17 protein-coding genes are annotated in these 21,539 nt (G+C 71.1%); 12 read left to right on the forward strand and 5 right to left on the reverse strand.

Annotated features, from left to right (window positions below; translation table 11 throughout):
- A partial coding sequence (locus VJ976_RS01175) for a YihY/virulence factor BrkB family protein (protein ID WP_324098101.1) occupies positions 1 to 658 on the forward strand: 658 nt, incomplete at its 5' end.
- Positions 659 to 668: 10 nt separating this feature from the next.
- On the opposite strand, the gene VJ976_RS01180 is transcribed toward VJ976_RS01175, so the two are convergent.
- The gene (locus VJ976_RS01180; RefSeq protein WP_324098103.1) at positions 669 to 1,256 is read right to left on the reverse strand and encodes a hypothetical protein; all 588 of its coding nucleotides are present in this window, start codon (positions 1,254 to 1,256) and stop codon (positions 669 to 671) included.
- Positions 1,257 to 1,342: 86 nt separating this feature from the next.
- Between VJ976_RS01180 and VJ976_RS01185 the strand changes: the two genes are divergently transcribed.
- The gene (locus VJ976_RS01185; RefSeq protein WP_324098105.1) at positions 1,343 to 2,239 is read left to right on the forward strand and encodes an SDR family oxidoreductase; all 897 of its coding nucleotides are present in this window, start codon (positions 1,343 to 1,345) and stop codon (positions 2,237 to 2,239) included.
- Between the two features lie 8 nt (positions 2,240 to 2,247).
- On the opposite strand, the gene VJ976_RS01190 is transcribed toward VJ976_RS01185, so the two are convergent.
- Both VJ976_RS01190 and VJ976_RS01195 read right to left on the reverse strand, forming a co-directional pair.
- Positions 2,248 to 2,700 (reverse strand): DUF4190 domain-containing protein, encoded by a 453-nt coding sequence (locus VJ976_RS01190; protein WP_324098107.1) that lies wholly within the window; start codon positions 2,698 to 2,700, stop codon positions 2,248 to 2,250.
- 58 nt (positions 2,701 to 2,758) lie between these two features.
- On the reverse strand, positions 2,759 to 3,169 hold the full coding sequence (locus VJ976_RS01195; protein WP_324098109.1) for a DUF2752 domain-containing protein: 411 nt from the start codon (positions 3,167 to 3,169) through the stop codon (positions 2,759 to 2,761).
- A gap of 70 nt (positions 3,170 to 3,239) precedes the next feature.
- Between VJ976_RS01195 and VJ976_RS01200 the strand changes: the two genes are divergently transcribed.
- From VJ976_RS01200 to coaE, 5 genes are all read left to right on the forward strand, one after another.
- Positions 3,240 to 6,590 carry a TM0106 family RecB-like putative nuclease gene (locus VJ976_RS01200; RefSeq protein ID WP_324098112.1) on the forward strand — a complete coding sequence of 1,117 codons (3,351 nt, stop codon included), beginning with the start codon at positions 3,240 to 3,242 and terminating at the stop codon, positions 6,588 to 6,590.
- Positions 6,587 to 7,864, forward strand: coding sequence for a DUF445 domain-containing protein (locus tag VJ976_RS01205; RefSeq protein WP_324098114.1), 1,278 nt, complete (start codon positions 6,587 to 6,589; stop codon positions 7,862 to 7,864). The genes VJ976_RS01200 and VJ976_RS01205 overlap by 4 nt, the downstream gene beginning before the upstream one ends.
- 52 nt (positions 7,865 to 7,916) lie before the next feature.
- A complete protein-coding gene (locus VJ976_RS01210) occupies positions 7,917 to 8,336 on the forward strand; it encodes a hypothetical protein (protein ID WP_324098116.1) in 420 nt (139 codons plus the stop codon).
- A gap of 87 nt (positions 8,337 to 8,423) precedes the next feature.
- Positions 8,424 to 12,281 carry an ATP-dependent RNA helicase HrpA gene (gene hrpA, locus VJ976_RS01215; protein WP_324098118.1) on the forward strand — a complete coding sequence of 1,286 codons (3,858 nt, stop codon included), beginning with the start codon at positions 8,424 to 8,426 and terminating at the stop codon, positions 12,279 to 12,281.
- A gap of 9 nt (positions 12,282 to 12,290) precedes the next feature.
- Positions 12,291 to 13,502: a dephospho-CoA kinase gene (coaE, locus tag VJ976_RS01220; RefSeq protein ID WP_324098120.1), complete on the forward strand. Its 1,212-nt coding sequence runs from the start codon at positions 12,291 to 12,293 to the stop codon at positions 13,500 to 13,502.
- On the opposite strand, the gene VJ976_RS01225 is transcribed toward coaE, so the two are convergent.
- A complete protein-coding gene (locus tag VJ976_RS01225) occupies positions 13,493 to 15,550 on the reverse strand; it encodes a S9 family peptidase (protein WP_324098122.1) in 2,058 nt (685 codons plus the stop codon). The genes coaE and VJ976_RS01225 overlap by 10 nt on opposite strands.
- A 108-nt stretch (positions 15,551 to 15,658) precedes the next feature.
- Here VJ976_RS01225 and VJ976_RS01230 point away from each other — a divergent pair, with 108 nt between their 5' ends.
- From VJ976_RS01230 to VJ976_RS01250, 5 genes are all read left to right on the forward strand, one after another.
- The gene (locus tag VJ976_RS01230) at positions 15,659 to 16,579 is read left to right on the forward strand and encodes a PAC2 family protein (protein WP_324098124.1); all 921 of its coding nucleotides are present in this window, start codon (positions 15,659 to 15,661) and stop codon (positions 16,577 to 16,579) included.
- Positions 16,580 to 16,700: 121 nt separating this feature from the next.
- Positions 16,701 to 17,381, forward strand: coding sequence for an EcsC family protein (locus VJ976_RS01235; protein WP_324098125.1), 681 nt, complete (start codon positions 16,701 to 16,703; stop codon positions 17,379 to 17,381).
- Between the two features lie 108 nt (positions 17,382 to 17,489).
- Complete coding sequence (locus VJ976_RS01240; RefSeq protein ID WP_324098126.1) at positions 17,490 to 18,614, forward strand: DUF4192 domain-containing protein; 1,125 nt, start codon at positions 17,490 to 17,492, stop codon at positions 18,612 to 18,614.
- Between the two features lie 54 nt (positions 18,615 to 18,668).
- Complete coding sequence (locus VJ976_RS01245) at positions 18,669 to 19,079, forward strand: universal stress protein (RefSeq protein ID WP_324098127.1); 411 nt, start codon at positions 18,669 to 18,671, stop codon at positions 19,077 to 19,079.
- Positions 19,080 to 19,265: 186 nt separating this feature from the next.
- Positions 19,266 to 20,993, forward strand: a complete 1,728-nt coding sequence (locus VJ976_RS01250) for an RNA polymerase sigma factor (protein ID WP_324098128.1) — start codon at positions 19,266 to 19,268, stop codon at positions 20,991 to 20,993.
- Between the two features lie 4 nt (positions 20,994 to 20,997).
- On the opposite strand, the gene VJ976_RS01255 is transcribed toward VJ976_RS01250, so the two are convergent.
- Positions 20,998 to 21,539, reverse strand: a 542-nt coding sequence (locus tag VJ976_RS01255) for a hypothetical protein (RefSeq protein ID WP_324098129.1), incomplete at its 5' end; no start/stop codon positions are given.

A 21,539-nucleotide genomic window follows, 5' to 3' on the forward strand; every position in this document is an offset into this window, starting at 1 on the left:
CATGGCCCGGCTGCGCAGTGCGGTGCTGATCGGGATCGCGTTCGTCGCCTTGATCGGCAGCACCGTGCTCTCCGCGGTGGGCAGCAGCGCGCAGTCCTACGGGCTGCAGGTCCATGGTCTGATCTCGTTACTTCTGCTGGCCGCGTCCCTGGCCATGATCGGGGCCTTGTTCGCCCTGGGAATGCGCCACGCCACTCCGCGCTCGCTCGGCTGGTCCGACGTGCTCCCCGGCGCAGCCCTGGCGGCGGTGGGCTGGCAGGTCATGCAGAGCTTCGGTGCCACCTACGTCGGACTGGTGGTGAACCGGACCAACGACACCTACGGGGTCTTCGCGCTGGTCCTGGGACTGATGGGCTGGCTGCTCGTGGTCGCCAGCATCGTGGTCCTGGCCGTCGAGCTCAACGTCGTGCTGGCCAAACAGCTCTACCCCCGCTCCCTGCTCTCACCGTTCACCGAGCACACCGACCTGACCGAGGCCGACGAGCGCACCTTCAGCGAGGCCGCGGTGTCCACGCGTTTCAAGGAGCGCCAGGACGTCGAGGTGACGTTCTCCGACCGGGAGGGCCCGGTGGGTACCGAGCACAGCGAGAAACACCAGAACTCCGAGGACCGGCAGGAGCCGGGGGGCACGAGGGCCGCGGACCACGGGCAGACGTGAGCGCGAAGGCTCAGCTCGAGGGTGGTGGGGGCGGAGGAGTCCCCGGCGGCGGGTAGGAGCCGCCCGCGGGCGTCGTCGTCGCAGTGTTGCCACGAGAGCGCCCGACGAACCACAGGACTGCTCCCACGATGACCAGGACGAAGCCCAAGCCCGCGCCCACGAGTCCCAGCACCACGCCCAGGGTGCCCCCGCCGATCGCGGTGAAGTCGAGCGAGGGGCCGAGCAGCGTCTCACCCCCGGCACAGGTCACCGTGTAGGTGCCTGACCTCGGGGCCTCGAACGAGCCGACGTTGACGTAGTTGCCCTCGCCCGTCGAGCCGCTCAGCTCGGTCGAGCGGGTCAGCCTCAGCCGTTCACCCCCGGGACCCGTCACCTGGCACGCGGCGGTGGGATCGACCGAGGAGGTCTCCTGGTAGACCGTGGCCTGCTCGCCGCGTTCCAGCGTGATCGTCCCGGTCCCTCCGGGCATGGACGAAGCCGACTCGACGGCGGAGGTCACCGAGCCGAACGCCCGCACGCCTCCCCACACCGCTGCCGCCAGACCCACCACCAGCAGCAAGACCCCCACCACGAACAGCACCGCACCCCAGCGTTTCATGGCCTCACCGTAGGCCGGTTCGGCTCGTCACCGCCACCAGTGACCCCGGCTGGAACGAGCCGCGACAGGTGTGGTTGCCTGGCGACATGGCAACCGACCAGCTGACCTTCGACAACCCCGTGGACCGCCACCCGTCCCTGCAGCCGCCGAAGCAGGACCAGGGCACCCCGGGCCTGGACGCCGAGCTGGCGCCTCAGGCCGACCGGGGTGAGACGACCTACCGCGGAACCGGTCGGCTGGCGGGCCGGCGCGCCCTGATCACCGGCGGCGACTCGGGCATCGGAGGGGCGGTGGCGATCGCTTTCGCGCGCGAGGGCGCCGATGTCGCCATCAACTACCTTCCCTCGGAGGAGCAGGACGCCCAGGAGATCGTGCGGCTCATCGAGGCCGAGAACCGCACGGCCGTGGCGGTTCCCGGCGACATCAGTGACCGCCAGTTCTGTCGCGACCTGGTGCAAGCGGCCGTCGATGGCCTGGGCGGCCTGGACATTCTGGTCAACAACGCCGGCGTCCAGATCACCCAGCCCGAGCTCGCCGACATCGACGACGAGCAACTCGACACCGCGATGAAGACCAACGTGTACGCGATGTTCTGGATCACCAAGGCGGCCCTGCCACACCTGCCGCCCGGCTCCGCGATCATCCAGAGCTCGTCGGTGCAGGCCTACAGTCCCAGTGCTCACCTGGTGGACTACGCCACGACCAAGGCCGCCATGAACACCTTCACCAAGGGCCTGTCGAAGCAGTGCGCGCCGCTGGGGATCCGTGTCAACGCCGTCGCGCCGGGACCGGTCTGGACCCCGCTGCAGGTCGTCGCGGGGCAGCCCAAGGATGCGATCCCCGAGTTCGGTCTCGAGACCCCGCTGGGCCGCGCCGGGATGCCCGTCGAGCTGGCACCGGCGTATGTCTTCCTCGCGTCTCCGGAGTCCAGCTACGTGGTCGGCGAGACGCTGAACGTCAACGGAGGTCTGGACTCCCCGTAGTCATCTGCTCAGGCGTTGACGCCGCCGACGCTGAGCCCGAAGACCAGCAGTACGACGACGAAGATGATCCCCAGGACCATCAGGGCCAAAGCGACGGCGCCCAGCCAGAACCCCACCGTGCCGAGGGTGCCGTTGTTGGCCCGGCCTGCGGCGGTTGCGGCCTGGGCCTTGCGGCCGTAGATCACAGCGACGATGCCGAGCGGTGCGCAGGCCACCAGAGAGATGATGCCCGTCACCAGGGCGATGACACCGAGGTTGTTCTCGGCGTCGCTGGGCATCTGGCCGCCGTAGTAGCCGGGGGCGGCCTCGTAGCCAGAGGCGGGAGGAGCCGGCTCGCTGCTGCCGTACGCGCCCGAGCCGTAGCCGGGGGAGCCCTGCCCGGCGGGTTCGCTTCCCGGCCCGGGCTGGGAGGTGTAGGGGTTCTCGTCGTTCCCTCCGGGGGGAGGGGGAGGTGTGCTCATGCTCAGGCCTTTCGTCGTCGGTATGCCTCGGAGGCTGCACGCGCATGCAGCAGGGTCATCAGGTCAGCCGCGCCAGGTAGGGCTGGAAAGCAGCGACGTTGCGCATCGCTGCGAACAGCAGGAGGAGAGCGACTGCCGGCACGAAGACCGGCATCCGCTCCAGGAAGGTCGTGCTGCGGCCCTGCCGCGCCCGCCATACCCACACCACCCAGGCCCCGATCGCCAGCGGCAGCAGGAGCACCACCGCGGGGTTCAGACCCCACGCCGTGTCCCACTGTCCGTCGGTGAGCGCATGCACCGCGCGTAACCCACCGCACATGGGACACAGCAGGCCGGTGGCGGCCCGCAGCGGGCAGAACCCGTAGCTTCCGGAGACGTTGGGATCCCACAGGTGGACCAGCACGACCCCACCCACGGTCGCCGCTGCGGTGACCGTGGCCGTGCGGAGCGCCGTCTCCCCGTTGCCCACGCCCCCGATGTTACGGGCCGCGAGCGTGTCGGTGTCGTATGCCAGAGTGTCGACATGCTGAGGGGACGCCGTGCAGATCCGTGAGGGACGGCTGGTCCTCAGTGCGACCGACCTGACCAAGCACGTCGCCTGCCCTCACGTCACCACGCTGGACCTGGCCGCCCAAGAGCGTCGGCTGCAGGCCCCCGAGGGCGGGGTTGACGCGCAGCTGCAGCTCATCTTCGACAAGGGTCTGGAGCACGAGCGCGCCTATCGCGAGCTCCTCCTGAGCCAGGGCCGCCGGGTGGTCGACATCCCCGACGCGTCCCACGGGAGCCCCGAGGAGCGTGAAGGGCTCACCGTGGAGGCGATGCGGTCGGGGGCCGATGTGGTCTTCCAGGCGGCGCTCTTCGACGGGTCTTGGATGGGCTTCGCGGACTTCCTGCTCCGCGTCGAGCGTCCCGGTGCCCTGGGCGACTGGTCCTACGACATCGCCGACACCAAGCTCGCCCGTCGGCTCAAGGTGCCCGCCCTGCTGCAGATGGCCACCTATGCGGTGCGGCTGACCGAGCTGCAGGGAGTGCCCCCGGCGCAGCTGACCGTCGTCGCCGGCGACGGGGTCACGCACCCGTGGCGCTTGGTCGACGTCTCGGCGTACGCCTCCCGGGTGCGCCGGCGGCTGGAGTCCGCCGTCGCCGACCCTGTCGACACCGAGCCCGTGCCGACCGCCTACTGCTCGCAATGCCGCTGGCAGCCCCGGTGCAGCGCGCAGTGGGAGGACGAGGACGACCTCTGCCTGGTGGCCGGCCTGCGCAGCGGGCAGCGCGAGCGGTTGCTCGCCGCCGGTGTGGACACGCTCACCGCTCTGGCCGAGGTCGAGCCCGGGGCGCCGGCCCTGCAGTCCTCGTTGAGCGCGGCCACCCGCGGCCGAGTGCACCGTCAGGCGCAGCTGCAGCTGCACGAACGCCACACCGGCACCCCCGCCTACGAGCTGCTGGACGCCGGGCCCGGCGCCGGGCTGCAGCTGCTTCCTCCGCCGGACGAGGGCGACGTCTACCTCGACTTCGAAGGCGACCCGTTCGCGCCCGGAGGACAGGGGCTGGAGTACCTGGCTGGGTTGTGCGACCGCGACGAGCGCTTCCACACCTGGTGGGCCCATGACGCCGCAGGCGAGCGGCGGATGGTCGCCGACCTGCTCACCTGGCTGGTCCGCCGGTGGGAGCGCTTCCCCGGCATGCACGTCTACCACTACGCCGCGTACGAGCAGGCGGTGTTGAAACGGCTCACGGCGAGGGAGGCCGTGGCTGAGACCGAGCTGGACCTGCTGTTGCGCGGGGAGCGGTTCGTCGACCTGTACGCCGTGGTGCGGCAGGGGCTGCAGATCTCCAAGCGCTCCTACTCGCTCAAGAAGCTCGAGTCCTTCTACTGGTCCCGCGAGCGACCTGCCAGCCAGGACGGTGTCGATGACGCCATGTCGTCGGTGGTGGAGTACGAGCGGTGGGCGTCCTCACAGCCAGGAGACCCGCAGATCCTGGACCGCATCGCGGCCTACAACTACGACGACGTGCGCAGCACGCTCGGCCTGCACGGCTGGCTGGAGGATCGCCGGGACGAGCTCGCGGCAAGCGTGCCCGAGCCCCTCACGCGGCCCTCCGGCAAGGAGCCCGAACAGGCCCGGGACTCCGAGCGCATCGCCGCGGAGAACGCGCTGGCCGAACGGTTGCTCGAGGCCGGTGAGCCTCTCCTGGCGGGTTGCGTGGGTTGGCACCGGCGGGAGGACAAGCAGATGTGGTGGGAGTACTTCCGCACCGCCTGGATGAGCCCCGAGGAGCTCGTGGAGGACCGGGCGGCCCTGGGCGGGGTCACCGGCCCGGAACGGACGGGAGAAGTCGCTCGCTCACTGGTCTGGCGCTACCGGTTTCCTCCGCAGGAGGCTCGGGTCGGCCGTCAGCTCGACGATGTCGTCACGCGCGCGAGAGTGGGTGAGGTCGTGGCCGCCGACCTCGACGAGGGATGGGTCGAGGTCAAGCGGGGCAAGACCAAGTCACCCCTGACGGCAACCGGGCTGGTCACCAACGACTATGTCCGCAACGGCGTGCTGCGCGACGCCCTCGGCCGTCTCGGTGAGCAGGTGCTGGCAGACGAGCGGACGGCTGCCGTCTCGTTGTTGCGTCGCCGGGTCCCGGGTGACCTCCAGCCCGCCCCGGGCGAGAGCCCGGTCGATGTGGTGCGCCGCGTGGGGCTCGAGCTGTCGGGACAGGTGCTGGCGGTGCAGGGCCCGCCAGGGTCGGGCAAGACGTACGCCGGCCAGCTGCTGATCCAGGACCTGCTGGACGCCGGGCTACGGGTCGGGGTCACCGCGCCCTCCCATAGCGTCGTCGCCGAGCTGATGCGCAAGACCGGTCGTCCCGGGGTGCGCAAGGCACCCACGGAGGAGGTGCAGGTCGCTGCCGAACGTGACCAGCACGTCCGCCTCGTGGATGACAACGGGGAGGTCGAGGAGGCGCTGGCCACCGGGGAGGCGCAGCTGGCCGGAGGGACCGCATGGCTGTGGTCGCATGAGCGACTGATCTCCAGCGTCGACGTCCTCGTCATCGACGAGGCCGGCCAGTTCTCCTTGGCCAACGCGCTGGCGGTGGCCGGTGCGGCTCGCTCCCTGGTGCTCCTGGGCGATCCGCAGCAGCTGGCGGCCCCTTCGAACGGCGTGCACCCCTACGGCGCCGGCGTCTCCGTGCTGGAGCACATGCTGCAGGGCGCCGAGGTCATGCCACCGGGGCGTGGCGTCTTCCTGGACCGGACCTGGCGCATGCACCCCGACATCACTGCTTTCGTGTCCACGATGTCCTACGCCGACCAGCTCCAGGCCGGCCCAGGCCTCGAGCGCCAGCAGGTGCTCGGGGTCGAGCCGGCATCCCTGTGCGGGTCGGGGCTGCGCTGGCGGCCGGTTGCCCAGGAGGGGTACAGCAGCGAGAACGCGCTCGAGGCAGAGGTGGTCGCCGGGCTCGCCGCAGCTCTGCTCCAGGGGCGGTGGGCGGACTCCACAGGCCGGGAGCGGCCCATCGGTGTGGAGGACATCCTGGTGGTGGCCCCCTACAACGCGCACGTCGCAGCGGTGGCCGCGGCGGTGCCCGACGGGATACGGGTCGGTACGGTGGACAAGTTCCAGGGCCGGCAGGCTCCGGTCGTGATCTACACCCTGGCCTCCTCCAGCGCTGCCGACGCTCCCCGAGGTGTCGACTTCCTCTACGACATCCACCGTCTCAACGTGGCCGTCAGCAGGGCGCGGGCAATGTCCGTGGTCGTGGGCAGCCCGACCTTGCTCGAGGCGGAGGTGCGCTCGCCCGAGCAGCTGCGCGCGGTCAACGCCCTGTGTCGCTTTGCTGACGAGGCCGAGCTCGTCGAGCTGACCGACGTCGGCGCACCCGGCGGCTCACACTGGTGAGCGCGTCGAGCCCGGGCGTCGCGCCGATCGCAGACCCTCCCGGCGACGCGGCCCGTCGCCGCGACCTGCGCAGGATGCGCCGGGTGGCTACCGGCCTGCTGGGGCTGGCGGCGCTGATCTTCATGGCGACGCTGGGACGGGACGACGGATGGCTGGGCTACGTTCACGCCGGTGCCGAAGCCGCCATGGTCGGAGCGATCGCCGACTGGTTCGCGGTCACCGCGCTCTTCCGCCACCCGCTCGGCATCCCGATCCCCCACACCGCACTGGTCCCGCGGCGGAAGGACATGCTCGCGGCGGGTCTGGAGCAGTTCGTCACCGAGCATTTCCTCAGCCCGCAGACACTGCGCGAGCGCTATCTGGACCTCGACGTGGTTGCCCGGGTCGGTCGCTGGCTGCGCGACCCGGAGCACAGCGAGCGGGTGGTCGCCGAGGCAGCGCCCTGGGCGGCCACCGCGTTGGGGCGTGTCACCGAGCAGGACGCTCGAGCGGTACTGACCGGAACCGTCCTGCCCCGTCTCGACCAGGAGCCGGTGGCCCCCGTGGTGGGGCATCTGCTGGAAGGAGTCGTGCGGGACGGCGCCCATCGTGGCCTCGTCGACCTTGTGGCCGATGAGGCCCACGAATGGTTGCAGAGCCACCCGGACGACGTCGTGCGGCTCATCGGGTCGCGGGCTCCCTGGTGGTCCCCTGGCTGGGTCGACGACCGGGTCGCGCGGCGGGTGCACGCCGAGCTGGTGGGGTGGAGCGGTGAGGTCCGGGACGATCCCAGCCATCCGGCCCGGCAGACCCTGGACGACTATCTGGCGGGGCTGGCGCAGGATCTGCAGCACGACCCGTCGACGATGCGAGCCTGCGAGTCGGTGAAGAGTCGTCTCGTGCAGCACCCGCAGCTCGCCGACACCGCGCTCGGTCTGTGGACAACCGTGCAGCTCTCGCTCACGGAGGCGCTGCACGATGCTCCCGGGCCGCTGCGCACGCGGCTGGCGAGCGAGCTGGCGGATCTGGGAGGACGGCTGGCGGACGACGACGCGCTGCGGCACCGCCTGGACGCCTGGGCCGCGGACGCGGTGATGGCGCTGGTCGAGCAGTACGGCCCCGAGGTCACCGGCGTGATCACGGCCACCATCCGCCGTTGGGACGGGCAGCTGGCCGCCCGTCGCATCGAGCTGCACGTAGGGCGAGACCTGCAGTTCATCCGCATCAACGGAACTCTCGTCGGCGCGCTGGTCGGGTTGGTGCTCCATGCGGTGACCCAGCTGCTCTCCGGGTAGGCCTGTGGACAGCCCGGGGCCGGACCGACCCTGGTCCGGCAGGCTGGGGCCCATGAGCTTTCGCGACCTACCGGCCGACTGGCCGCGACGACCGCTGACCGACCCTCGACTGGCGCGTGACGTGCTCGACCTGTGCGTGAGCGACGTCGCGCGGCACCAGGGTGGTCTGTGTGTGCTGGCCCTGCGCCGTGACTTCAGCCTGGCGCAGCCGTTCTTCGTCCCTGGCCCGCTGCCCCGGCTCGAGCGGCACTCGATGCTGGCCGGGCTGGTGAGCAGGTACGCGCCGGTCCCTCCCGGAGGCGGCGTAGTGCTGGGCGTCGTTCACCCGGGCAGCGCAGTGAGTGATGCGGACCGTGCGGTGCACCAGGATTTGATCGAGGTCTGCCGAGACACCGGGGTCCGGCTCGTCAGCGCTCATCTGGTCACGACCACCGGGACCGATGACCTACCGCGGACGTGGGAGGCCGCCTGAGCCCGACCGGGGTCAGACCGTGGCCTAGGCTCGGTGAGCCGTCGGCCGGCTCCTGGGCCGAGCGCGGACGGGAACGAGGAGGTGGCCATGAGCGCGCCGAGCGACGTGTGCGGCACCGCCCTGACGCTCGGCTACCCGGACGCCCTCCCGGTGGTCGAAGCCAAGGCCGAGCTGCTCGCCGCGATCAGTGGCCACCAGGTGGTCATCGTCGCCGGCGAGACCGGCTCCGGGAAGACCACTCAGCTGCCGAAGATGTGCCTGGAGCTCGGGCGAGGCTCGAGCCGACTCATCGGGCATACCCAGCCGAGGCGCATCGCGGCCCGGGCCGTGGCCGAGCGGATCAGCGCGGAACTGGGCACCGACCTGGGCGGCACGGTCGCCTACCAGGTCCGCTTCACCGACACCACCGGCCCCGACACGGCCGTGAAGGTGATGACCGACGGCATCCTGCTCTCCGAGCTGCGGCACGATCGTCAGCTGCGTCGCTACGACACCCTCATCATCGACGAGGCCCACGAGCGCAGCCTCAACATCGACTTCATCCTCGGCTACCTCAAGCAGCTCCTGCCCCGGCGGCCCGACCTGAAGGTCATCATCACGTCGGCCACCATCGATGTGGAGCGTTTCGCGCGGCACTTCAGCGGTCCCGACGGTCGACCGGCGCCGGTGGTGGAGGTCTCGGGTCGCAGCTTCGCGGTGGAGACCCTCTACCGCCCCCTGGTCCGGGAAGCGGAGCCGGGTCCGGACGGCGCCGCCGGGCAGGACGAGGTGGACCAGGTGACCGGCATCTGCGAGGCGGTCGAGGAGCTGTGGACCCATCCACGCTCGTCGGACGGTGGGCCGCAGGACATCCTCGTGTTCTGCTCCGGGGAGCGGGAGATCCGCGATGCCTGCGAGGGAATCGAAGCCCTCGGCCTGCACGACACCGAGGTGCTGCCGCTGTACGGCCGGCTGTCCGCAGCCGAGCAGCACCGCGTCTTCTCCGCCCATTCCGGCCGCCGGATCGTGGTCTCCACCAACGTCGCCGAGACCTCCCTCACCGTGCCCGGCATCCGCTACGTGGTCGACACCGGTACCGCGCGCATCTCGCGGTACAGCGGTCGGCGCGGGGTGCAACGGCTTCCCATCGAGCCCATCTCCCGGGCCAGCGCGCGGCAGCGCTCTGGCCGGTGCGGTCGTCTGGCGGACGGCATCGCCGTCCGCCTGTACTCCGAGGAGGACTACGTGGCCCGCCCGGAGTTCACCGACCCCGAGATCCTGCGGACCAACCTGGCCAGCGTCGTGCTGACCATGACCGATCTCGGGCTCGGCCGCGTGGAGGACTTCCCGTTCCTGGACCCGCCCGACCGGCGCCAGGTGGCCGAGGGGGTCAGCCTGCTGCACGAGCTCCACGCGATCGACAAGCCGACCACCACCGGCGAGCGTCACGGACGGTTGACCCCGGACGGGCGCACGATTGCTCGCCTGCCCCTCGACCCCCGCCTGGCGCGCATGGTGATCGAGGCCGACCGCAACGGTGCGCTCCGCGAGATGCTGGTCATCGTCTCCGCGCTCTCGCTGCAGGACCCGAGGGAGCGCCCGAGCGAGTCGCGGGCCCAGGCCGACCAGGCGCACGCGCGGTTCGTCGCCGAGGGCAGCGACTTCCTCACCATGCTCAACCTCTGGCGCTACCTCGCACGGCAGCAGAAAGATCTGTCCGGCAGCGCCTTCCGGCGGATGTGCCGCCGGGAGTATCTGCACTACCTGCGGGTACGTGAATGGCAGGACCTGCATCGCCAGCTGCGCCGAGCGGTCACCTCGGCCGGGCTGACGGTGAACCGCTCCACAGCCTCGGCCGACCGAGTGCACCAGTCACTGGTCCCGGGCCTGCTCTCCCTCTTCGGACTGTACGACCGGAGCAAGCGCGACTACACCGGCCCCCGGGGCACCCGGTTCGCGATCCAGCCCGGCTCGGTGCTGCACCGCCGCAACCCCGAGTGGGTGATGACGGCCGAGCTGGTCGAGACCACACGTCTGTGGGCCCGGGTCAACGCCGCCACCGACCCGGCGTGGATCGAGAAGGCAGCCGCGCACCTGGTGAAGCGCTCCTACGCGGAGCCGCGGTGGTCGCGTCGGCGAGCCGGTGCTGTGGCCAGCGAGCGGGTCACGCTCTACGGGGTGCCACTGGTGGCGGGCCGCAGCGTCGCGCTCGGCAGCATCGACCCGGACCAGGCCCGCCAGCTGTTCTTGCGACATGCGCTCGTGGAGGGGGACTGGGACGCCCGGCACGAGTTCCTGGACGCCAACGAGGCCTTGACCCAGCAGGTCTCCCAGGTCGAGGAGAAGACTCGCCGGAGGGGGCTCGTCGCCGGCGAGGACGAGATGCTGCGCTTCTACGACGAGCGGGTCCCGGCGCATGTGGTCTCCGGGGCGCACTTCGACCGCTGGTGGAAGGAGGCCCGCCGCCAGACCCCGCAGCTGTTGCACCTGACCACACAGGATCTGCTGGCCGGGCACTCTCCCGGTCTCGAGGACTTCCCGGGCCAGTTCCAGGCCGGTGACCTGAACCTCGAGCTGAGCTACCGCTTCGAGCCCGGGTCCTCGCGTGACGGGGTCAGCGTGCACGTGCCGGTCGAGGTGCTGAACCGCCTCCGGCCCGAGCCGTTCGGGTGGTCGGTGCCCGGCTTCCGCGAGGAGCTGGTCATAGCGCTGCTGCGCTCGCTTCCCAAGCAGGTGCGCCGCCAGTTCGTGCCCGCCGCTGACCATGCGCGAACGGCACTGCGGGAGCTGGGACCCATGGGCCTGCCCGCCGCCGACCGTGACGGCCCACGGGAGCCGATCACGCGCGCCCTGGCTCGCGTCCTCACCCGGGCCGGGCCCGCCGTCGTGCGGGAGGAGGACTTCACCTGGTCCCGGGTTCCGGGCCACCTGAGGCCGACGTTCGTCGTCGAGCGCTCGGTGGGGAGCGGGCCAGGCCGTCGTGCGCAGCGCGAGGTCGAGGTGGTGGCCGAGGACAAGGACCTGGCAGCCCTGCAGTCCGAGCTGGAAGCAGTGGTGCGTTCGCGAGTGGAGCTCGCCGCCGCTCCGATCGAGCGCCGAGGAATCACCTCGTGGGACCTGGGAACCCTTCCCCAGACGTTCGACGGTGTGGTCGAGGGCCAGGTTCTGCGGGGCTACCCCGCTCTGCTGGACACCGGCAGCGCCGTCGACCTCGTCGTGCTGCCCCGCGCTCCCGAGGCGGACCGGGCCACCCATCGGGGGGTCCGGCGCCTGCTGCTGCTGGGCACCCCAGCGCCGTCGAAGCGGCTGCTGGGCCAGCTGAGCAACACCGACAAGCTGGCCCTGGGGACCGCAGCGTCGATCTCGGTGGCCGCCCTCATCGAGGACGCGGCCCAGGCGGTCGCCGACTCCATCCTGACGCAGCGCGGGTCACCCGGACGCCCAGTGCGCACGGCCGAGGCGTTCGAGGACAGCGCGCGGGAGATGCGTGCGCATCTGCTCCCGCGGCTTCGAGGGATGGTCCGCCACCTTGTCCAGGCGCTGCCGCTGGCGCGCTCGGTCGAGAGCCGGTTGGACGGTGCCCCCGACTCCGCGATGGTCACCGACCTGCGCGAGCAGCACGCCGCACTGGTCCACCCCGGCTTCGTGACCGAGATGGGGGAGGCGCGCCTGCCCCGACTCGCCGTCTACCTGCAGGCCATGTCCGAGCGGCTGGACAGGGGTGCCCGGCCCTCGCACCGGGACGCGGAGCGGATGGAGCAGGTGCACGTGGTGCAGCAGGAGTACGCGGACCTGCTGGCCCAGCTTCCGCGGTGGCGGCTCGAGGACGCGGATGTCGTGGACCTGCGGTGGCAGGTCGAAGAGCTGCGTGTCTCGTTGTTCGCCCCTCGCCTGGGGGCCGCCGGCCCGGTCTCGCCGCAGCGCATCTACGCGGCGATGGACCGCGTCCAGGGCTCGGGCTCCTAGGCTTGTCGGATGCTGCGCGTCGGTCTGTCCGGGGGTATCGGCTCCGGGAAGTCCACGGTCGCCAGCCGCCTCGCCGCCCGCGGCGCCTTCGTCGTCGACTCGGACCGGGTGGCCCGGGAGGTGCTGGCGCCCGGCACGCCGGGCCTGGCCCGGGTGCGCGACCGCTTCGGCTCGGCCGTCATCGACAGTGACGGCGCGCTGGACCGCCCGGCCCTGGGGGAGGTGGTCTTCGCCGACGAATCGGCGCGGGCCGACCTGGAGGCCATCACCCACCCCCTGATCGAGCGGCGCACGGCCGATCTCGTCGCGATGGCCGGTCCCGATGACGTCGTGGTCCACGACGTGCCGCTGCTGGTCGAGAAACGGATGGGTCCGGCCTACCATCTCGTGGTCGTCGTCCACGCGCCCGAACAGGAGCGACGACGAAGACTCACCGCGGAGCGCGGCATGAGCCCCGAGTCAGCTCGCTCGCGCATCCGCAGCCAGGCCGGGGACGCGGCCCGCCGGCGCGCTGCCGACGTGTGGCTGGACAACACCGCCACGGAAGAGAGCCTGACCGAGCAGGTGGACCGACTGTGGGACGAGCGGCTGGTCCCCTACGAGCGCAACGTACGGTTGCGCACGCCATCCCGGCAGCCGGAGCACCTCACCCTCGTCCCGGCTGACCCGCACTGGCCCGCCCGGGCCGCACGGCTCATCGCAAGGCTGCAGCATGCCTGGGGCGTGGATGCACCCGAGGCCGACATCGCGCACATCGGGAGCACGGCTATCGAGGGGATGCCGGCCACGGACGTCATCGACCTGCAGATGGTCGTAGCGGACGTGGGGTGCCTGCACGAGCCGGCTACCCGCGCGCGGCTGGATGCGGGCGGGTGGGTGCTCGAACCGGGTCCGTGGTGGGACGAGGGGCATGGCGACGACGCCGCTGCACAGTGGCGCACAGCCATGGTGCTCGGCACCGACCCGGGCCAGGTCGTCCACCTCCACGTCCGGCCCCGGGGCAGTCCCGCCGCACGGCGGGCGCTGCTGTTCCGCGACTGGATGAACGCATCGGTCGAGGCGCGAGCTGAGTACGCGGCACTGAAGGACGAGCTGCAGCAGCGACATCTCGACGTCACCTCGTACGCCCGGGCCAGAGAGCCGTGGTTCGCGGCCGCCTTCACCCGGGCGGAGGCGTGGGCCGAACGGACGCTGTGGGAGCCCGACGCCGGCTACTCCTGAGCAGGGGTCAGCCCGAGCTCGTGCGGCGGCGGCGTCGGGGTGCCCAGGAGGTGCTCGCTGAGGAAGGCGGTCACCACTGCGTACCAGACCTTGGCGTGCTGAGGCTTGAGCACCCAGTGGTTCTCGTGCGGGAAGTACAAGAACCGGTGGGCCGTCGTGCCGTCAGCCTCGGCCGGCAGCGCGGAGCCCGACAGTAGCTCGTACCACAGGCGCAGCCCCTCGCCGATCGGCACCCGGTAGTCCTTGTCGCCGTGTACGACCAGCATCGGAGTGCTGATCTGGTCGACGAAGCGATGCGGAGAGTTGTCGAGGGCCATCTGTTCGGTCATCTCCCGTGCCCAGTAGAAGGAGGCATCGGTGGTGGGCCCGAAGGCGTCGAGGGCCCAGAGTGAGGCGTGGGTCACGATGGCGTCGAACCGGTCCGTGTGCCCGGCGATCCAGTTGGCCATGTAGCCGCCGAACGAACCGCCCATGGCTGCCGTTCGCTCGGAGTCGACGTCCGCGCGCGCGACGGCGGCGTCGGTGAGCGCGAGGATGTCGGTATAGGGGGCCTCGCCCCAGGCACCCCAGCCGCGCTGCACGAACTCCTGACCGTAGCCGGTCGACAGCGCTGGGTCCGGCAACAGGACCGCGTAGCCTCGTGCGGCCATCACCCAGGGGTTCCACCTCCACGTCCAGGCGTTCCAGGAGGACAGCGGGCCACCGTGGACGAAGACCAGCAGCGGTGCCGGCCCGTTGCCTGAGCCCGGTAGCGCCAGCCACGCCCGCAGCTCCCTCCCGTCCTGTGCGGTCGCGGTGACCTCGGTGAGCTCCCCTGGGAGCTCCGGGCGCGCCACTGGGCCGGGCAAGGCCGTGACCTCTCCGCTGGCGACGTCGATCCGCACCACCTCGGAGGGAAAGGCGGGGCTGCTGCGCACGGCGTAGGCCACTGCGTCCTCTGCCTGCGGCGCTACGAGGACGCTGGAGTAGGTGGCGTCGTCCGTGGTGATCTGGCGTATGTCGCCGCTGTCGGCATCGACGCAGAACACGGGCCCCCGCCCCTGGTCGTCCGCCAGGACCAGCACTCCACTGCCGTCAGACAGCCAGGCGCCGGGAGTGCCCCACCGGTCCCAACCTTCGGCCACGGCGGTGCGCGCGCCGGTCTGGAGGTCCAGCAGAAACAGCGTTGGCGCGGGCGCCGACGACGGGGTGGTCTGCGGGCCCATGGAGACCAGGGCACGAGTGGAGTCAGGGCTGATGAGCGCGGCCTCGACGTCGAACCCTTCGATGTCGACGACGCGACTCTCCTCGCCCGAGACCACGTCGAAGCTCAGGAGCACGGTCCGCTGGGCGCCGCCGTGCTCGGGGACCGACGCGGTCGTCAGCACGAACCGGCCGCGAGAGCCGACCTGTGGCTCGTGCTCGACCAGAGCGGCCCCGAGGTGGCCCGACAGCGGTGACAGCCCGCCGTCGGCGCCGATGGTGAACAGCCGGGGCTGGGCGGGGCCCAGGTCGCGGTCCCAGAAGCGCACCGGATAGCCCTGGTGCAGGATCGCGTCCACGTCGCTCTCCTGCCGCTGGCGATGCAGCGCAGCATGCTGCCGCTCGTCGTGCGCCCCTGGCAGGACCGGGGCCACGACCACGGTGAGGTCGGCCGCGCTCGCGCAGCGAGCCAACGTCACCCCACCGGGCCGCACCACGAGGGGGTGCGCCTCGCCCCCCGCTGCGTCCAGCTGCCACAACGACGTGTCGCCCGCGCTGTCGTCCTCGGGTTCGCCGTTGCGCTGGGCCGGGCGCCTCTTCGAGCTGAAGAGCAGGTCGCCGGTGGAGGTGAAGACCGGTGCGGACTCGCCCTCGGTGCCGCGGGTGAGCCGGTGTGCGGGCCGGTGACCGGTGGGGTCGATCTCCCAGAGGGCGCTGACATAGTCCGTGCCCTCCGCGTTGACGACGGTGACCGTGGCGACCAGCCGCGAACCGTCGGGCGACACGGCGATGTCGCCGACCCTCGGATAGCCGACGAAGTCATCGAGGTCGTGGAAAGAGGTGCCGGCGGACGTAGCGGGACTCATGACCTTCTCTCTACCACCTGGACGGTGGCTCGGTCACCCGGAATCAGACGGCGGCGACGGTCGTTGACGATATCGACGGCGCCGCTTCGCAGGACGAAAGGACGCATGATGGACCACTCACCTCTGTTCCGCCTGGAGCCTGACACCCAGGTGCAGCCGCTGCACGCGCCCCTGCTGCACGTGGCGATCGACGGCTTCATCGACGCTGGTCACGTCCGCGCACAGATGACGCGTCACATCCTCGACACGCTGGAGCACCGGGTCGTCGCCTCCTTCGACATGGATGAGCTCATCGACTACCGCTCGCGCCGGCCGACGATGACCTTCGATACGGACCACTGGGCGGACTACGACGAGCCGTCCCTGGTGCTGTACCGGGTTCTGGACACCGCGGGGCAGCCTTTCCTGCTCCTGCACGGCGACGAGCCGGACCTGCGCTGGGAGGCCTTCGCGCGAGCCGTGCACCAGATCTGCCTCGCCTTCGGGGTGCGCACGGTGGTCTCGGCCCACGGCATCCCGATGGCGGTCCCGCACACCCGGCCCGTGGGGATGACCCGGTTCGCCAGTGACCAGGACCTCATCGATGGGAACGTGCCGATGTTCGGTCAGGTGAAGGTGCCGGCCAGCGCCGAGTCGCTGCTGCATCTGCGGCTGGGTCAAGAAGGTCTGAGCACGATGGGCCTGGCGGTCCACGTGCCCCACTACCTGGCTGAGTCCTCCTTCGGCGACGCCGCCGTTGCCGCCATGGACGCCTACCTGGGCTTGACCGAGCTGCAGATGCCTACCGCCGATCTGGTCGCCGCTGCGGGAGTGAACCGGGCGGAGATCACGGAACAGGTGGGTGCCGCGCCGGAGGTCGGCGAGGCCGTGGCGGAGCTGGAAAAGCGGTACGACCAGTTCCTCGAGGGCCAGCGTCAGCGGCACGTGCTGGCTCAGCAGGAGGCGGAGCTGCCCTCGGCTGACGAGATCGGCGCCGAGTTCGAGGAGTTCCTGCGCGAGAGCTCGGCGGAGGACCCTCCGACGGCATGAAGCCGTGGGCGCCGTCTACTCCGGCGGAGGCCCGGGGGCTCGCGTCATGCGGCGAACCGCGGGCACGGGTAGCCTCGGTCTCGGCGTTGACGCCGCCCCCTCTCGCCCTCAAGGAGCACTGATGACCCGATTCGGCACCGACAGCGAGACCCAGCAGGAGGCGGGCGCCGACACCGAGCACGAGTCGCTGCCGGCGCGGGTCTCCCTGGCTGCTTTCGGCAAGGTCGTGGACATCGGCCTAGAGGGCCGTGGGCCGCAGCACTCGGCCGCCGAGATCGTGGCCGAGGCGCTGGCCGAGCATCAAGACCGTGAGGCCGCCATCGACGACGTGGTCCGTCATCACCTCAAGCTGGCTGCCGCAGGCGGCTTCGTCACGGGCGTCGGGGGGTTGATCACCCTTCCCGTTGCGCTCCCGGCGAACGTGCTGAGCTTCTACGTGCTCGCCGCACGCATGGTGGGGTCGGTGGCCTCCTTGCGGGGCTACGACATCGACACGGAGGCCGCCCGTACGGCCGTGGTCCTGACCCTCATCGGCGCGGATGCCGACGAGCTGTTGCGCAAGGCCGGGGTGGTGGGCGGCGGCACGATGTCGTCCATCGCGGTCAACCGCTTGCCCCGGGCCGCAGCCATGGTCATCAACAAGGGTCTGGGTTTCCGGCTGGCGACCGGCCTCGGAGCGCGCGGGCTGGGCCGCCTGGGTCGTGCGGTGCCCTTGGCGGGCGGCGTGATCGGCGCCGGCCTCGACCTGTACCTGATGAAGAAGCTGGCCGACGCCGTGCGAGCAGAGTTCCCGTCGCGCTGACCAGCCGACCGTCCGGATCCGGGTCAGGCCCGCAGGTGCCCCGTCCACACCGCCGCCTCGTCCACAGGCGCGGTGCCGCCGTCACCGACAGCCCTCCAGGGTGGGCGGATGGACCCCTGCGCAACACCCTCGTCGCTGACTATCCACGGGCTCGAGCAGGCCATCGTGGCTCTGCCCTACCAGCTGGGGTATCACCCGCGCCGTTCGCTCGTCCTGACGTGTCTGGCCAGTAGGCCACCGGGCGGCGGAACCGGCTCGGTCCCTGCGGGGGAGCGGGTCTCGCTCACGGCGCGGGTCGACCTTCCGGAGGGGGGTGAGCACGCCGCCTTCGCGGCCGCTCTGGACCCGGCCCTGCGCCGGCCGGAGACCGCGGCGGTCATCATCGTGGTCTTTGCCGACGGACCGGTGGGTCGGCTCGAGACCTCGGCGCTCCTCGCCGCCGTGACCGCGCGCGCCCGGCGCTGGGGCGTCTCGGTCCGCGCAGCCGCCCACGTGAGCGGGCAGTGCTGGCGCCAGGCGACCCCTGACGGGTCTGGTGCCGGGCCCTGGCATCCCCTCCCACATCCGCGCGACGTGCCGGCCGTGGCGGAGTACGTCGTCGCCGGGCGGGCGCCCGCTCCCGACCGTCGAGGGGTGGAGCGGCTCCTGCGTCCGCGCGATACCGCGTTAGCGGCTCGGGTGTCCGACGCGTTGCGCGACCGCCGCGCCTACGGCTCGCCGGGGGAGGTCGCAGAGGTGACCGCGAGCCACGCCGGGCGCGTCGCTGCGGTGTTCGGTCAGCTGCTCTCCGGCCCCGAGACTCGGCCGAGTCCCGGGCCCGCGGATCTCGCCCGATGTGCGAGCTCACTGCACCATGTGCCGTGGCGCGACACCCTCCTGAGCCGGATGACGGGCGTCGACCGTGGCTCTGGAACCGTCCGCGCGCCCTGGCGACGAGCTGTGCAGCGGCATGTGGCCGGGGACCTCGTGCTGGACCGCGTGTCGGCCGAGCGGATCGCCGCCGCCGCCGCATACGCGCCCTCGCCGTGGGCCGCGCCGTGGCTGACGGTCACGGGCCTGGTGGCCTGGCACGCCGGTGACGGTGCCTTGGCGAATATCGCCGTCGAGGCGGCCCTGCGAGCGGACCCGCAGTACTCGCTCGCCGGTCTGCTGGACTCGATCGTGCGCAACGCCGTGCCCCCTCCACCCCGGCCCTCTCTGCGCCCCAGCGGTCCGGGAGCGTGCTGCGTGTAGCCTCTGCCCTCGACGCTCGCTGTCCCGTCCCCGCGAGCCAGGCAGGAGTAGAGCATGTCGATCGTCGTGGGATACGTCCCGACTCCCGAGGGGCAGGCGGCTCTTCACGCCGCCGCGGCGGAGGCCGTCCTCCACGGGGTCTCCCTGACCGTCGTGAGGACGCACAGCCGCGGTCATGAGCTCGGCCCGGAGGAGGGGAAGCGCTTCGAGACCGACCTCGCCGCCGCGCTCGACCAGGCAGGAGAGCGCGAGCTCACCCACGAAGTGCGAGCGCCGGTCATCTCGGCCGATCCGAGCGAGAACCTCATCGCCGTTGCCGAAGAGGTGCACGCCACGTGCATCGTCATCGGTCTGCGCCGTCGGTCCAAGGTGGGCAAGCTGTTCCTGGGTTCGAACGCGCAGCGTGTCCTGCTCGACGCACCCTGTCCCGTACTCGCCGTGAAAGCAGCGGGAACGGCCTGGTGAGGCGTGTGGGAACAGCATCCCAGCCGTCGTGGTTCTATAATGACGTGAGCCGCCGATTGGTCTGCTCGACCGATCGCACCACATGACCACACCCTCGCCATCGTCGACCTGCGTATGCCCGCGGGCTCGTGTGGCGACCGCCGTCCCGTGCCAGTCTCATGGCACAGAAAGAAGTCGGTGCAATCCGTGACTCCCGCAACGGCCAAGACCTCGACTCGAGACTCGACCCCGGATCTGCCCAAAGAGTTCGCGGCACCGGAGCTGCGAGAGCTGTTGGCCGAAGGTAAGGACCGCGGCTTCGTACTGCTGACGCAGGTCCGGCAGGCGCTGGAGACCACCGGCCTGGCCGAGAAGGGCAAGAAGGGCCAGACCACCGTGCTGCGCACCCTGAGCGACCACGCGATCGAGGTCCGCGAGGATGCGACCTCGGAGGCGCCGAGCGGCAAGAGGGCGAGCAGCGCCAAGAGAGCGCCCAAGAAGAAGCCCGTCGAAGCGTCAGCCGCCGCGGACGAGACCGAGGCGTCGGACTCGGAGGCCGATACGCCCGCGAAGACGCCCCGCCGTCGCTCCGCGGCGAAGAAGTCCACGAGCTCGAAGGATTCCACGAGCTCGCCGGGCTCCTCGGGCACCAAGACGGCCAAGGCCTCCACGACGACCACGAAGGCCAAGAGGACCACCAAGGCCAAGGCGACCACCCAGGCCAAGGCGACCACGGCGGAGGAAGCCGAGCCCGCCACCACCACGCCCACCACCAGCCGCGGCAAGCGTGCCGCAGCCAAGGGCGACGCCGCCGACCCGGAAGCCGTCGAGACCGTCGACGCATCAGCCGACGAGGTGGAGACCGAGGAAGAAGAGGACGCCGGCACGGGCGACGTGGTCGACGACGACAAGAGCGTCGGCGCCAAGACCCCCGCCACCTCGGGCGCCGCGCGAGAGGACGAGAGCTTCGTCCTGTCCTCTGGTGACGACGACGACGCCCCGGCGCAGCAGGTGGTCACCGCGGGAGCCACCGCGGACCCGGTGAAGGACTACCTGAAGCAGATCGGCAAGGTGGCACTGCTCAACGCCGAGCAGGAGGTCGAGCTGGCCAAGCGGATCGAGGCCGGCCTCTTCGCCGAGGAGCGCTTGAGCGCCGGGGACAAGCTCGATGCCAAGCTCAAGCGAGAGCTGTGGTGGATCGGTCAGGACGGCAGGAACGCCAAGAACCATCTCCTCGAGGCCAACCTCCGCCTGGTCGTCAGCCTGGCGAAGCGGTACACCGGACGCGGGATGCTGTTCCTCGACCTGATCCAGGAGGGCAACCTCGGACTGATCCGCGCGGTGGAGAAGTTCGACTACACCAAGGGCTACAAGTTCTCCACCTACGCGACCTGGTGGATCCGGCAGGCGATCACCAGGGCCATGGCCGACCAGGCGCGCACCATCCGTATTCCGGTGCACATGGTGGAGGTCATCAACAAGCTGGCGCGGGTGCAGCGCCAGATGCTGCAGGACCTCGGTCGCGAGCCGACCCCCGAGGAGCTCGCCGCCGAGCTGGACATGACCCCGGAGAAGGTGGTCGAGGTCCAGAAGTACGGCCGAGAGCCGATCTCGTTGCACACGCCGCTCGGCGAGGACGGTGACAGCGAGTTCGGTGACCTCATCGAAGACTCCGAGGCGGTCGTCCCGGCGGACGCGGTCTCCTTCACGCTTCTTCAGGAGCAGCTGCACTCCGTGCTGGACACCCTGTCCGAGCGTGAGGCGGGGGTGGTCTCGATGCGGTTCGGCCTCTCGGACGGCCAGCCCAAGACGCTGGACGAGATCGGCAAGGTCTACGGGGTGACCCGGGAGCGCATCAGGCAGATAGAGTCCAAGACGATGTCGAAGCTGCGGCACCCGTCGCGCTCGCAGGTCCTTCGCGACTACCTGGACTGATCGGCTACCTGGGCTCATCGCTGTCGGGCCAGCCGAGGCGTGTCCGGACCCAGGCGAGGACCCCGGCCCTGCCGCTGGTGGGCAGCAGCGTCGCCTTGGCCCGCCTGAGCCACGGCGAACCGGAGCGCACCGACTCCACCACGGTCTCGACGTCCGCACCCACGGTCCCTCGGGCCGAGTCGTCCCGCTCGGTCACCGTCGCATAGCGGGTCTGCTCCAAGCGCACGCTCACCCGGTGCAGAGCCGCTCGGCTCTCCTGGCTGAGCTGGGCGCGCTCGTCGTAGTGCGCCTCCATGGCTCGCGGGCTCTTGGGTCCGGGGTCGGGCACGCCGAGGTCGGCCAACGACCGGGTCAGCACCAGCCACTGGCTCTCCACGTAGTCGCGCTCGGACCGCGCTGTGCGGACTTCCTGCCCGCGGTACCACCGGCCGGCGAGTGGAAGCACGCCGAGCGCCAGTCCGGCCGCGACCGCGGTGCCCAGCAGCCAGCCCCACTGCACGAGCCAGGCGAGGAACGCGTCCCAGCGCGTAGAATCTGCATTCTGCG

This window comes from Ornithinimicrobium sp. (assembly GCF_035267225.1).
GTDB lineage: Bacteria > Actinomycetota > Actinomycetes > Actinomycetales > Dermatophilaceae > Ornithinicoccus.

Bases quoted from the DNA above. Each gene is read 5' to 3' on its own strand.
- coaE (WP_324098120.1), top strand. From the start codon at position 12,291: ATGCTGCGCGTCGGTCTGTCCGGGGGTATCGGCTCCGGGAAGTCCACG.
- VJ976_RS01225 (WP_324098122.1), bottom strand. From the start codon at position 15,550: ATGAGTCCCGCTACGTCCGCCGGCACCTCTTTCCACGACCTCGATGAC.
- VJ976_RS01180 (WP_324098103.1), bottom strand. From the start codon at position 1,256: ATGAAACGCTGGGGTGCGGTGCTGTTCGTGGTGGGGGTCTTGCTGCTG.
- VJ976_RS01190 (WP_324098107.1), bottom strand. From the start codon at position 2,700: ATGAGCACACCTCCCCCTCCCCCCGGAGGGAACGACGAGAACCCCTAC.
- VJ976_RS01235 (WP_324098125.1), top strand. From the start codon at position 16,701: ATGACCCGATTCGGCACCGACAGCGAGACCCAGCAGGAGGCGGGCGCC.
- VJ976_RS01245 (WP_324098127.1), top strand. From the start codon at position 18,669: ATGTCGATCGTCGTGGGATACGTCCCGACTCCCGAGGGGCAGGCGGCT.
- VJ976_RS01240 (WP_324098126.1), top strand. From the start codon at position 17,490: ATGGACCCCTGCGCAACACCCTCGTCGCTGACTATCCACGGGCTCGAG.
- VJ976_RS01230 (WP_324098124.1), top strand. From the start codon at position 15,659: ATGGACCACTCACCTCTGTTCCGCCTGGAGCCTGACACCCAGGTGCAG.
- hrpA (WP_324098118.1), top strand. From the start codon at position 8,424: ATGAGCGCGCCGAGCGACGTGTGCGGCACCGCCCTGACGCTCGGCTAC.
- VJ976_RS01185 (WP_324098105.1), top strand. From the start codon at position 1,343: ATGGCAACCGACCAGCTGACCTTCGACAACCCCGTGGACCGCCACCCG.
- VJ976_RS01210 (WP_324098116.1), top strand. From the start codon at position 7,917: ATGAGCTTTCGCGACCTACCGGCCGACTGGCCGCGACGACCGCTGACC.